Annotated in this window: 11 protein-coding genes; 6 read left to right on the top strand and 5 right to left on the bottom strand. The window is 44.7% G+C overall.

What is annotated here, in order from left to right; genetic code table 11:
- Positions 1–7: 7 nt before the first annotated feature.
- The 3 genes from A8806_RS07825 to A8806_RS07815 form a co-directional block, all read right to left on the bottom strand.
- Complete coding sequence (locus A8806_RS07825; protein WP_109730641.1) at positions 8–2,431, bottom strand: glycoside hydrolase family 3 C-terminal domain-containing protein; 2,424 nt, start codon at positions 2,429–2,431, stop codon at positions 8–10.
- A 168-nt stretch (positions 2,432–2,599) separates the two neighbouring features.
- Positions 2,600–3,925 (bottom strand): ATP-binding protein, encoded by a 1,326-nt coding sequence (locus tag A8806_RS07820; RefSeq protein WP_109730640.1) that lies wholly within the window; start codon positions 3,923–3,925, stop codon positions 2,600–2,602.
- Positions 3,922–4,629, bottom strand: a complete 708-nt coding sequence (locus A8806_RS07815; RefSeq protein WP_109730639.1) for a LytR/AlgR family response regulator transcription factor — start codon at positions 4,627–4,629, stop codon at positions 3,922–3,924. Before A8806_RS07815 ends, A8806_RS07820 begins: the two co-directional genes overlap by 4 nt.
- A gap of 241 nt (positions 4,630–4,870) precedes the next feature.
- Here A8806_RS07815 and A8806_RS07810 point away from each other — a divergent pair, with 241 nt between their 5' ends.
- Positions 4,871–5,473: an ECF transporter S component gene (locus tag A8806_RS07810; protein WP_109730638.1), complete on the top strand. Its 603-nt coding sequence runs from the start codon at positions 4,871–4,873 to the stop codon at positions 5,471–5,473.
- 43 nt (positions 5,474–5,516) lie between these two features.
- Here A8806_RS07810 and A8806_RS07805 read toward each other — a convergent pair whose 3' ends face one another.
- Complete coding sequence (locus tag A8806_RS07805; protein WP_181368627.1) at positions 5,517–6,725, bottom strand: sensor histidine kinase; 1,209 nt, start codon at positions 6,723–6,725, stop codon at positions 5,517–5,519.
- A 10-nt stretch (positions 6,726–6,735) separates the two neighbouring features.
- The gene (locus A8806_RS07800; protein WP_109730636.1) at positions 6,736–7,434 is read right to left on the bottom strand and encodes a response regulator transcription factor; all 699 of its coding nucleotides are present in this window, start codon (positions 7,432–7,434) and stop codon (positions 6,736–6,738) included.
- A 219-nt stretch (positions 7,435–7,653) separates the two neighbouring features.
- On the opposite strand from A8806_RS07800, the gene A8806_RS07795 reads away from it, so the two are divergent.
- The 5 genes from A8806_RS07795 to A8806_RS07775 are packed head-to-tail and all read left to right on the top strand — an operon-like array spanning position 7,654 to position 13,201.
- A complete protein-coding gene (locus A8806_RS07795; protein ID WP_109730635.1) occupies positions 7,654–8,922 on the top strand; it encodes an ABC transporter substrate-binding protein in 1,269 nt (422 codons plus the stop codon).
- 60 nt (positions 8,923–8,982) lie between these two features.
- On the top strand, positions 8,983–9,876 hold the full coding sequence (locus A8806_RS07790) for a carbohydrate ABC transporter permease (protein WP_109730634.1): 894 nt from the start codon (positions 8,983–8,985) through the stop codon (positions 9,874–9,876).
- Positions 9,873–10,700: a carbohydrate ABC transporter permease gene (locus tag A8806_RS07785; RefSeq protein WP_109730633.1), complete on the top strand. Its 828-nt coding sequence runs from the start codon at positions 9,873–9,875 to the stop codon at positions 10,698–10,700. Before A8806_RS07790 ends, A8806_RS07785 begins: the two co-directional genes overlap by 4 nt.
- Before the next feature lie 10 nt (positions 10,701–10,710).
- Positions 10,711–12,228 (top strand): arabinosylfuranosidase ArfA, encoded by a 1,518-nt coding sequence (gene arfA / locus A8806_RS07780; RefSeq protein WP_109730632.1) that lies wholly within the window; start codon positions 10,711–10,713, stop codon positions 12,226–12,228.
- Entirely contained in the window at positions 12,221–13,201 is a 981-nt protein-coding gene (locus A8806_RS07775; RefSeq protein ID WP_109730631.1) for a glycoside hydrolase family 43 protein, read from the top strand. The genes arfA and A8806_RS07775 overlap by 8 nt, the downstream gene beginning before the upstream one ends.
- The last annotated feature ends 101 nt before the right edge of the window (positions 13,202–13,302 follow it).

Raw genomic sequence — 13,302 nt, 5'->3', positions numbered from 1 at the left:
CTGTATTTTACTTTCCTGCAAGTTTCGATTCATATGCTTTATTGGCTTTAGAATTGGCAAAGAAGCCACCAATGATTTTCTTCATTCCTTTGAAAAAATGTCCGTTTACAACTTCTACCATACCGTACGCCATGTCCATGCTGACGGCACCTGCGGTCATCTTTGCAATTCCCCTGAAAGGCATATTATAGATAAACAATATGTTCAAATCAGGCTTTCCTTTGGCCTCGCTCTTTTTCTTCAGGTGTGTGAGGACCCGGTATATCAGTCTGGCAAGACCGCTTTTGGCATAGTACATCTGGCAGATAGCGTCATTGACACCGAGCTCTCCGGTCCATTTCCCATCCGGGACCGGGTGTCCGAGCAGTGTCTCGAATTCTTTATCATCGACCTGCTGTACCAATCCGGAATAGTAGGAAGGGAGAGTTTCTTTCTTGTATGGGAAGAAGTCTGTTGACCCTTCGATCTGTACATCTGCCGTCAGCCTGATATCTGCAACACAGGCGCCGATCATAATCTGGTAATTACCTCCTTCGATTTCCCATTGATTTGTTAAGACATTCCAGTAACGGAATGTTTTATCATCAAAAGGAATGGTCACTTCTTTGCTTTCACCTGCTTTTAAAAATACCTTCCTGAATCCTTTCAATTCCTTCACAGGACGGAAAACTTCCTTATCAGGCTTTGAAACATAGAGTTGGGCGACTTCCGCACCGTCCCGTGCCCCTGTGTTTTTAATAGTGAACGTTGCACCCCACTCATCAGTCTTTAAGTCAGAATATTCGAAAGTAGTATAGGAAAGCCCGTAGCCGAAGGGATATTGTACCCGTACTTTTGCAGTATCATAGTACCGGTAGCCGACGAAGAGGCCCTCCCGGTATTCGGAATTCCTCTCTGTGCCCGGAAAATTCCTGAAAGCCGGTGTATCTTCATATTTGACCGGATAAGTTTCACTCAGGCGGCCGGAAGGATTGACTTTGCCGGTCAGTATATCCAACATAGCACTGGCTCCTGCCTGCCCGGTCAGATAACCGTGGAGGATAGCCTTACAGCAGTAGTGCCACGGCATTTCAAAAGAAGCACCCGCACTTACTACGCCTACGATATTAGGGTTGACCTGAACCAGTGCCTCGAGAAGGTCAATCTGATTCTGTGGGATACGCATATGTGTACGGTCCATTCCTTCGGATTCGCTGAGTTCGTCCAGACCAAAATAGTAGAGTACGACATCCGCTTTCCCTGCAAGGTCCAAAGCTTCTTTTTTCAGGGCCGCATCTTCACCGCCTGTCCGCTGATAGCCGCGGCTGGATCCTGTAACCTGAAGGTCGTAATTCTGGATGTTTCTTTCGGTTGTCTCAACGAAAGTAGCATTCACAACAGAAGATCCTGCCCCCTGGTATCTCGGTGCGAAGGCAAAGTCTCCGATGACTGCAACTTTACTCTTGGCGGCAAGAGGGAGGATCTGATCTGTATTCTTTAACAGTACTGCACTTTCACTTGCAGCTCTTCTGGCAAGCCCGTGATGGGCGGTCTCTGAAAAACTGCGTTTCATAGTTTCAGCATTTTTGCTGAGTGTGAGTACCGCATCTAAGAGATGATCCACACAGGAATCCAGTTCTTCCATTTTGAGAGTTCCGTCTTTTATGGACTGCAAAATTTCACGTGCTGAGTCGAGTCCGGGAGTAGGCATTTCGAGGTCAGATCCTGCCAAAACACCGCGGGTATGGCTGTTGGAACCGCCCCAGTCCGTAATGACGATGCCGTCAAAGCCCCATTCATCCCGCAGAATGTCTTTCAGCAAATGTGTGTTTTCATTGGCATATGTACCGTTTACTTCATTGTAGCTTGTCATGATGGCCTTTGCGCCGCCTTCTTTCACGGCGATTTCAAATCCGGTCAGGTAGATTTCCCTCAGAGTACGTTCGTCCAGAACAGCATTCATTGCCATACGGCGCAGTTCCTGGCTATTTACTGCAAAATGCTTTGGACATGCGTACACGCCGCGCTTCTGAATTCCCCTGATATAAGATGCGGCCATCTTTCCGGCAAGATATGGGTCCTCTGAATAATACTCGAAGTTTCTTCCGCATAACGGACTTCTTTTTATATTCAGACCCGGGCCGAGAAGAACGTTGACACCTAAGGAACCTGCTTCCTCACCCAGCGCATCGCCAAGTTCCTGCCCGAGTTCTTCATCCCAGCTGTTTGCCACAGCAGCAGCGGTTGGAAAGCAGGTCGACGGCAGGGATGCATTCAGACCGAGATGGTCTCCGGCGCCGTCCTGTTTGCGGATTCCGTGAGGGCCGTCGGAACAAAAAATAGAAGGGATACCGAGACGCTTAAAATCTCTCGTTTCCCATTCTGACTTTCCACTTAAAAACGCTGCCTTCTCCGCGAGCGTCATTTTATCGATAAGATCCTGATGTTTCACCTGATTCTCCTCCTTTAGTATTGGATAATAAGATTTTAACAGAAGTTTTACATCCGTGCGGGTTTACGCATAAACTGCGTTTTTTTTGCACAAATTGCAAAACTGTTAGTAAAATTACATAAAAACAGACACCGAAATTCATGCATATTGCCAAATTCGGTGTCTGTTTTACATCTTCAAGGGAATCAGAATCTTCAGGTTAAACCAGTTATCCTGTGCGCTGACATCAACTTCGCCACCGTATTTCCGAACGGTATACCGCAGGCTTTTCAGGCCGTACCCGTGGAACTGGGGCTCTTTCTTAGTCGTTACAGGGAGCTGCTCGTCAAACGTAAGAACCCCTTCATAATAATTTTCAAAGCGTATGATCAGGAAGTTTTTCTGTGTAAATGCGGATACATGAATCAGTCTTTTTTCAGGATCGGCTATTTTTTTCTCACATTCTATCGCGTTATCTAAGGCATTTCCAAAGATGGAGCAGATATCCATGACATCCATGAAGCCAAAGGAACTCCCGTCCGCTACGCTGGTCATGGAGATCTGATTCTTCATACAATACAGATTCTTAGAAGTAAGAAGTGTGTCCAGTACCTGGTTCCCGGTTTTATTCTGGGCCTCATAGTGCTGTATTTCTTCTTCCATTTTATCCAGATATTCATTCCTTTTCTGGTCGTTTCCCTCCGACTTGAGGGCAATAATATGGTGCTTCAGGTCGTGATATTTATAGTTGATAATGTCCATTGCTTCCTGAGACTGCTGGTACTGGATATACTGGTTGTGAAGAATGTTCTGTACACTTTCCAGCTCCAGTTTGGTCCGCAGGTCGATCCTCTGGATATGGTAGGCATATAGGATTGCCGCGCCTCCAAGGTCTATGAGAGTCCTGACGTTGAAGATCTCGGCAGTCTGATGTCCGGCAAATGGGGTTGAATTTGACACGAATCCAAGATTGCTCATAAGAAAGACTGCCAGCCCGATGATAATGCAGGCAGTAAGTTCCTTTGAGGTAATCTGAAGCCCGTCTTCGCCGGAGGTTGTTTTCCGGTACAGCACCCACGCCGTAAAAAAAACTGCCGCATAGATCACGACCAGCAATAATACCCGAAGCCAGCCGGCCTGCCAGTTCATGGTATAGTAAAAATAGCAGTCAATCTGCCACTCCAGAGATGCGGCCAGCTCGGCGATAACGAAGGCACGTACACAGTAATAGCCGATGTCCCTGAGATGGGTGTCACAGCAGCGGAAGAGAAAAAGGTACATCAGCCCGACAGCGGCGGCCATACATAGAATCCACCAGAAATCGCCGAGTTCTTTTGTTAAGGTCAGAAAAGCGGCCTGGAGTATAAGCGCTCCGGCAGAGGTAAGGGCCAGCTTCCAGCCATTTATGCGCCGTTTCATCTCCAGAATACACAGGATGCAGGCAAGCCATTCGGCAAGTGCAGTGTACAGCCTCGGGATGTCGGGCAGTATGAGGTTTATATCTGTCTGGTTCATTTAATCTCCCCCCAGTATTTGGTCAGGTCCTGCATAAATGTGTTCATGCGGGGACGGCTCAGCTGCAGGTGTTCTCCCCGGACAACCGCGCACTTGTCCTGAATTCCTTCCACGTGTTCCAGATTAATCAGGTAACACTTGTTGCCGCGGGAAAAACTCATTCCCCCGAATTCTTCCTCTGCGGACTTCATAGTGCCTGATGCCGTGTGGTTCCCGCCTGCGCAGTGGTAGATCAGGTCATGCCCGGCACTTTCTATATAATAGATATCCGATACATTCAGGCGCAGGATGCCGCCTTTCACAGAGACAGTGACGTATTTACTTTCCCGCTTCTTAATTCTGGCTATGGCACGGCTCAATTTCTGGCTGAATGCAAAATAAGAGACCGGCTTCAGGATATAATCGAGAGCATCAACCTCATAGCCTCGAATGGCATACTGCGTCATGTTGGTAATGAAGATGATGACAACTTCTGAATCCTGGCTCCGTATCTCTTCTGCCGCGGTCATGCCGTCCACAAAGCGCATTTGGATATCCATCAGGATAATGTCAAACTGTGCTTTATAACTGGCGACAACGGCATCACCATCCCGGTAGACGGTGATATCGAAGTCTTCATTTGCAGTTTCCCGGTATTCTTGGAGGTACCCGGTCAGCTGTTCGATATAGCTGTCCTCATCCTCTACAATTGCGATTCTAATCATGTGATTCTCCTGTTAGGGCATCTTTTAACCGATGTCCCTCTTAACGAAATGAAAGGGCATGTGTGAAGCATTTCTGTCTGAGTTTACTATAACAAAAACTGCCGCCTGAGACAAGATAAAGCATGTCCGGCAATGCATGATCCAGAACTGGACTGGTTATTTCGTGAATAACTGGATGTTTTTACAGAACCACTTTAGTAGTATCATAGACAGCATCTAAAGGTGAAAGGAAGTATGAACTATGGAACAGAAAAATCAGACAGTTTTAAAGCTTGCCCAGACTGCAATACTGGCCACGCTTTGTTATGTAACATTTACTTATCTTCAGATAAAGATTCCGATGCCGGGGGGAGACGCTACGTCAATCCATATCGGGAATGCATTTTGTGTTCTCGGGGCGCTGCTGCTGGGCGGCTGGTACGGAGGTCTGGCTGGCGCAATCGGGATGACATTTGCGGATATTATGGACCCAATCTACATTACAGGAGCTCCGAAGACATTTGTTTTAAAGCTCTGCATTGGACTGATTGTGGGCTTAGTTGCACACCGGATCGCTAAAATTAATGAGAGCAGCGACAAAAAATACATTTTTAAATGGAGTATCATTGCATCTGTCGCAGGACTTGGATTCAACGTAATTGCGGATCCGATTGCCGGGTATTTTTATAAGCAGTATATTTTGGGCCAGCCACAGCAGATGGCGGAGGTTCTGGCCAAATGGAGTACAGCAACGACGTTTGTAAATGCGGTGGTATCCACTGTATTAGTGGCGTTCCTCTATAATGCCGTGAGACCGGCACTGCTGAGGTCAGGACTCTTAGTGAAGCCGGGAAAGGCGGCGTAAAGAGCCTGGCAGCAGATATTAGAAACTAAAAAGACTGAAGATATCATTCAACAACACTATTTAACTGTACTAAAAATTTGTTTTTGGATATCCCGTCGGTTTCAGCCCAGATGAGTCCATTGTGTTCCGCTATGATTGATTGTGCGATGGACAGTCCAAGCCCGTAACCCGTACTGTCGGTTCCGATTCTATAAAATTTTTGGAAAATCCGGTTAATGTCCTCCGGACTTATCGGCTCACCATTGCTTTCAACGGTAAAAAGTGCGCTTCGTTTGAGTTCTGTCAATGAAACCGTTATCGTAGTCTCAGGCAGGGAATATTTGATTGCATTATCAATCAAAATATCGATAACCTGCCTCAGACTCTCTGCGTTTCCAAGTACTGTAATATTTTCTGTACAATCAAAATCTAATTTTTTCCCAAGATCATATATAACCGGCTCATAAGTTAAGATGCTGTTGCAGACGAGGAAGCTGAGGTCCAGCTTATCCTTGTGGACTGGCAGGGTTGAACTGTCCAGTTTGGCAAGCTGAAGCAGCTGCTCTATCAGGACCTTCATCCGTAAAGATTCACTGTGGATAAAATTCAGCCGCTGCACGGAATAGTTGTCCGATCTGCCGGAATGTTCCTCTGCGTTTAAAAGCATTTCTGAATTTGAAAGGATAATTGTCAGAGGGGTCTTAAGCTTATGGGAAGCATTGGCGATAAAGTCTTTTTGGGAGAGAATCGTATTTTGGACTGGTTTTGTCAGCTTGTCAGATAACACGATACTCAGTATTCCAAACGTGAGGATTGAGATAACCCCGATGACTAATAGCTGCCAGAACTGTTTCCTGAGGAGGGACTGTTCCGTCTGGATATCCGCCACAGCAATGCGGATATCAGAGATACCAATACTTTTCCTGAGAAAACGTAAATGGCCGTCAATAACGGAGGATTTTGATTTACTTGTCAGTACCTCATGTACGATGCCGCTGATGTCATCTGCGGAGAGACTTTCTATGTCATTCACCAGCAGTTTGATATTATTTTTATAATCAACTGTTACAACCAGTATAGGCAGGGAGGTATCCTGAATAAGCGGTGAATTATTCGAATACGTTTTATAAATCGCTGATTCCAGTTTGTCCCAGCAGCTGCTTTCCAGAGTCTGTTTTGTAGATATATAGATACTTACAAGGATAATAAGCAGTAAAATTGAAAATACACTCATGATGGCAGCAATAATTTGTTTGCGAAGCTTTTTAATCATGTTTCTCCTTTTACAAATTCCGGCCGGAAGAGGACTTTTGCCCATTATCCAGATAATAGCCTACTTTTCTTGCAATACAGATTGTCACATTGGATGATAACAAATGCAGCTTACGGCGGAGAAAAGAGATATAGGCCTCCAGGTTATTGTAGGTGGCATCGGAATCATATCCCCAGACTTTGTTAATGATGATATCCTTGGAAAGTATATTTTTGTTATTCAGCATAAGGAGACGCAGCAGTTCATACTCCTTGGAATTCAGCTTAATGCTTTTTTCACCGCATTTTAATTCATGGAGAGAGGTTGAGAGTGTAATATCGCCAAAACGGAGGTCCTCTTCTATGATAGGGCTCTGCCTTCTCATGATAGCGCGGAGACATGCCTGAAATTCCGCTGTTTCAAATGGTTTCGTCAGATAATAATCGGCACCACTGTCCAGACCATAAATGCGGTCTTTGAGATCACCTCGTGCTGTCAGCATCATGACAGGCGTTTTAATCTTCTCATTTCGAATACTCTTCAATACTTCAAATCCGTCCATACCGGGCAGCATGACATCCAGAACGATTGCATCATATAATCCACTCCTGGCGTATTCCAAACCTGTGTCACCGTCGAAAGCAATGTCGGCTGAATTCCCGGCCTCTCCTGCCAGATCGGCAAGTGTCTGTGCAAGCGGCTTCGTGTCTTCTATAATTAAAACTTTCATTTTAAAATCACCTCTATTACAATATATCTATTAAAAAAAAGAAAAGCAATAGATTGTGCAAAAAACATAAAAAATAGATTAAAATAAATAAAAAACAGTTCAAAGTGTAAAAAATACCTGATATTTTTAAGATAAATTTAAGCTTTTTGTATTAGAATCGTTTTAACAAGTGAAACACAAAGTAAGATAGAAAAAGGAATTTAACAGGAGGATGGTATTATGAAGTTTAAGAAAATCGGAAGTATCTTATTGGCATCTGCTATGGTGTGTTCTTTGTTTGCTGGTTGTTCAAAGCAGGAGGCAAAAAAAGACGAAAGCAAAAACACAGATGAAACAAAACTGTCGCTGTGGACTGTATTCACAGGATCTGACGGAGATGTGCTAAAAGAAATTATCAAAGACTATAATGAGACAAATAAAGACGGGATTACTGTAGAAGTCGATATTATGGACAACGATACACTTCAGTCAAAGCTGCCGGCAGCCATATCGACAGGTACAGCACCATCATTTGTCTTAGTAGGAATCGAGTATATACAGGAATATGTAAATAACGATTCTCTCGAAGATATTAGTGATTTCTGGGACACAACCGGAACAAATGAAGATAACTATTATGAAAATGTTGTGGCAAAATCATATGTCGGGGACAAATTATACGGCGTACCGATGCAGTATAACCTGCAGTATTTATACTACAACAAAGACATGTTCAGTGATGCAGGATTAAACCCGGATGCACCGCCGTCTACGTTTGCTGAACTGGAAGAGTGTGCGAAGGCACTGACCAGCGCAGATGAAGGTAAATACGGTTTGGCGATTCCTTCTGATTTCGGGTACTATGTGCAATATCTGTGGGGGAACGGCGGAGATGTTATTAATACGGCAACCAACGAAAATCTTTTAAACTCTGATACAAATGTGGAGACACTTACCTGGCTTCAGGAACTGAAGAAAGCCGGTGTATCACCGGATGGTCTGACATCTGCAGAGGCTGATACGATGTTCCAGTCAGGACAGATCGGCATGTGTCTTGCTGGCCCGTGGAATATTAATGTGCTGAATGATCTCGGCATGAATTATGGTATCGCTGCCATGCCTTCCGGAAGTGAAGGAGCATATTCCGCAGAAGGCGGCTGCTCATATATGATTCCAAAAGGAGCAGACGATGCATCAAAAAAGGCTGTCTACAAATTCATGTCATACTGGCTGACAGATGATGTACTGAAAGAATGGTCCGTACGCAACGGATTCCCAGTATGGTCTTACTCCCTGCTTGAGGATGAGGACATTAAGTCTAATGAAATACTCAACAGTGTTTCAGAGGCGTCTTCCATAGGAAGAGACTGGCATCTCGGTTATGAATATGGAACACAGATTGATAATGACGTCATGAAACCTATGATGGAGAATATCCTGATGGGAGCTGATGTGAAGACTGAAGTTCAGGATGCAGCAGGAAGACTGGATGAGATTGTTTCAAAATAACAGGCGTTTGGGAAAGTCCTGATTTAGTCAGGACTTTCCCTGCGAAAGGAGTAAAACAATATGGAGAAGACAAGAAAAGCAGGAGGCAAAAATCAGAAGACGGCATATTTGTTCATTCTTCCATCCATGATTGTTCTGACTGTTTTTGTATTTGTTCCACTGATTTCTGCATTCATAATAAGCCTTATGAATATGGACCTGTATATGAATGGCATTTCCTTTGCAGGATTGGATAATTACCTGAAAATGTTTCAGGATGCCCGTGTATTGAATGCGACAAAAAATACACTCGTTTTTACGGTGATAGAAGTTCCGGTACAGATATTGCTGGCATTAATTCTGACTATGTTTATGCAGAAAAATACTAAACTACATAAGTTCCTGAGGGCATCTTTCTATATCCCGTATGTATGTTCCATGACTGCAATCAGTATATTATGGTCCATGCTCTTGAATTCCAATTCGGGGATGCTTGCGTACCTTCTCAAAAAAGCAGGGGTTATCATGCCGAACCTGATGTCCAATCCTACATACGCGATGGCGGTTATTGTTATGGTCACTGTCTGGAGGAATTTTGGCTACACACTGACGATCATAACCGCTGCGACTCTGGATATTCCGTACTCATTATATGAGGCGGCAGATCTGGATGGTGCAACCGGACTGAAGAAGTTTATGTATATCACGGTTCCTTCTATAAAGCAGACTATAGGGTTCTGTGCGGTTACGACCTTTATCCTTGCATTTCAGGCATTTGACCAGATATATGTTATGACCGGAGGCGGACCGCAGCATAAGACGGAAACACTGGTGAGCTATATTTATGACAGAGGCTTCAGGACAGAGCATGACCTGGGATATGCATCGGCGATCTCGGTATATCTGTTCATAATCATTGCAATTATTACAATCTGCATGAGGAAATACATCGGAAGAAAGGAGGAGCAGGCATGAAAAAGAGAGGGAAGATATTCAGTATAGCGGGCAGTATTATTTTATGCCTCGTTGCCCTTATTGTGTTCGTTCCGCTGGTATGGCTGATAGTATCGTCTTTTAAATCCGATGCAGATGTTATCAGATGGCCGCCCGCATTCCTTCCGAAGGAATGGCTTACTGTCCAGTATGAATACGTGGTTGAGGCAATACCGATACTGAGTATGCTGAAGAATACGGTTGTTTTTGCGGGAAGTGTAACAGTAATCAGTCTGTTGTTCGATTCTCTGGCCGCATATGCGTTTGCAAGAATGGAGTTCAAAGGAAAAAAGGTGCTGTTCACGATCATCCTGCTGACCATGATGGTACCGTTCCAGATTATTATGATCCCGCTCTACATAGAAGAATACAGGCTCGGGATACTTGATACCCTGCTGGGGCTTATTCTTCCGAGAGCATCCGGGGCCTATGGTATTTATATGCTGACCTCGTTCTTTTCGCGGATTCCTAAGTCTTTAGAAGAGGCGGCAAGGATAGACGGGCTGAACAATCTGCAGATTTACAGGCGCATTGTAATACCGTTGTCAAAACCGGCATTGATTAGTCTGGGAATCTATCATTTCATGAATAACTGGAATGATCTTTTATACCCGATGATGCTGACGAGCTCCGTTGAGAACAGAACATTATCCGCCGGACTGGCAGTGCTTGTGGGAAGTAACTCCATCAAATACGGTCCGACACTGGCGGCGACGGTTATTTCTATCTGTCCGCTGCTGCTGCTGTTCTTATTCGGGCAAAGATTTTTCATTGAAGGAATTGCCACATCAGGAGTGAAGGAGTAGAAAAGAGAGTATGTATAAGGCTGAATTGATTATAAACAGGGATTTCCGAAAGTCGGAAATCAGTCCCCTCATATATGGTTCATTTGTAGAGCATATGGGAAGGGTCGTGTACAGTGGTATTTATGAACCGGGACATCAGGAGGCGGATGAGGATGGATTCCGCAAAGATGTGATTGAGAAGGTAAAGGAGATGGGGGTTACCTGTGTCAGATACCCCGGAGGCAATTTTGTATCCTGCTATGACTGGAGGGACGGTGTGGGAAAAAAGGAAGACCGTCCGAGGCGCAGAGAACTGGCATGGAAATCCATAGAGACAAACCAGTTCGGTACAGATGAATTTGTACAATGGTCAAAAAAGGCAGAGATTGTACCGGTATTTGCGGTTAATCTGGGAACCCGGGGCGTCGAAAACGCAGTCTCCCTGCTGGAATACTGTAATCTGCCGGTTGGAACAGCATACAGTGACTTTAGATGTGAGAATGGTCATGAGACACCGTATGGAATTCCGATATGGTGTCTGGGAAATGAGATGGACGGCATCTGGCAGATTGGGCATAAGACACCCGAAGACTATGGAAAACTGGCTGCACAGACCGCTCATGCAATGAAATCACTGGACGAAAACATAAAAACGGTCGTATGCGGCAGTTCATCAACGGATGTGGCGACCTATACGGACTGGGAGCGAATTGTATTGGAATATACATATGAATTTGCAGATTACATTTCTCTGCACCAATACTACGGAGGGCAGGAGAAAGGGACCGAAGAGTTCCTTTCACAGTCTGTGGAGATGGAAGACTACATTCAGACAGTAATTGGTATATGCGATACGGTAAAGAGCAAGAAGCGGTCTGGTAAAAAGATAGATATCTGCTTTGACGAATGGGGCGTATGGGAGATTCCGGGCGAAGATGTAGCCGGTTCAGTCGCGTCCAGAGACTGGGAGACTGCCCCTGCCTTTAGTGAACAGATCTATACGATGGAGGACTCACTGCTGTTTGCGAGTATGCTGATGGCAATGATAAAAAACAGCGGGAGAGTAAAGGCGGCATGTCAGTCTTTGCTTACGAATATTAGTGCGGCCATTATGACAGAGCCCGGAGCCGAAGTCTGGGTGCAGCCGATTTTTTATCCGTTTTCTTATATGTCAAAATACGGCAGGGGAACCCTGTTGGAGAGTGTTTTGAGGGCTCCTTCCTATTTATCCGGGAAAGGCAGGGAAATTCCATATTTAGATCAGGTGGTGATACATAATGCGGAAATGGATGAATTGGTCTTGTATCTGGTAAACAGAAGAGACGAAGCAGCGGAAGTACATGTGGATATGCAGGGATTCTGTGCAGAACATGCGGCAGAGCACACCGTGCTATTTCACGAAGATATTAAGGCTGACAACAGGAGCGACCATGAAAAGGTAAAGCCTCATACTGCTGTGGTTACAGGAACACAGAAAACACGGATAGACTGTAAACTAAAGCCGTATTCATGGAATATGATAAGAGTTAGGGTGAAGAGCAATGAATAGAGACCATTATGTAACTACATTATATAACAGACCGTTTATACCAAACAGGGCAGATCCCCACATTTCTGGATATTCTGACGGGATATATTATTTTACTGCGTCTGTGCCGGAATATGACAGAATTATTTTGAGAAGGGCAGACAAGATAGGAGATTTAGCAGGTGCAGAGGAAAAGGTTTTATGGAGAAAGCATCCATCAGGAGAGCAGAGCTTCCATATCTGGGCGCCTGAACTCCACTATTTATGGGGGAAATGGTATATTTATTATGCAGCAGGAGATATTAATGATATCTGGGCCATCAGGCCATATGTGCTGGAATGCCAGGGAAATGACCCGTTTCAGGATGAATGGAGAGAACTGGGAAAGATGCAGGCAGCAGATGGGGATGAATTTTCATTTCAGGATTTTTCGCTGGATGCAACGGTCATGGAATATAACGGAGAATATTATTATATTTGGGCCGAAAAAACAGGGGCAGGGAAAAAGATTTCCAACTTATATATCGCACGGCTGGAACGGCCCGATAAGCTTTCGACAGCGCAGGTACTGCTTTCGTCACCGGATTATTCATGGGAACGGATTGGGTTCTGGGTAAATGAAGGCCCCGCGGTCCTGAAGCACGGCCACACAATTTACCTGACTTATTCTGCCAGCAGTACTGGTGAAGCATACTGCATGGGGATGTTGTCTATTCGTGAGGGTGAAGATATTCTTGACCCTAATAACTGGGTGAAATGTAAATGCCCGGTTTTAGCTACAGACAGAGAAAAAGGCATATTTGGTCCGGGACATAATTCATTTGTAAAATCAGAAGATGGGACAAAAGATATCTGCGTATTCCATGCCCGCTGTTATGATGAGATTACAGGTGATCCGTTGTATGACCCTAACCGCCATACTATGATGATTGATGTAGAATGGAACGAAAACGGTGATCCGGTATTCGATTTAAAAAACAAGTATTTAAAATAAACCTTACAAAGGCCTTCCACTGAAAAACAACGAAGATGTTGACTGCGGAGGCCTTTTTTGATTATTCTGATATATCAATACGGTAGGGATTGAATATCACC

It is taken from the genome of Faecalicatena orotica, assembly GCF_003149245.1.
GTDB classification, from domain to species: Bacteria; Bacillota; Clostridia; order Lachnospirales; family Lachnospiraceae; genus Faecalicatena_A; species Faecalicatena_A orotica.
The sequence above is the reverse complement of the archived record's forward strand: the minus strand, read 5'-3'. Positions and strand labels throughout refer to the sequence as shown.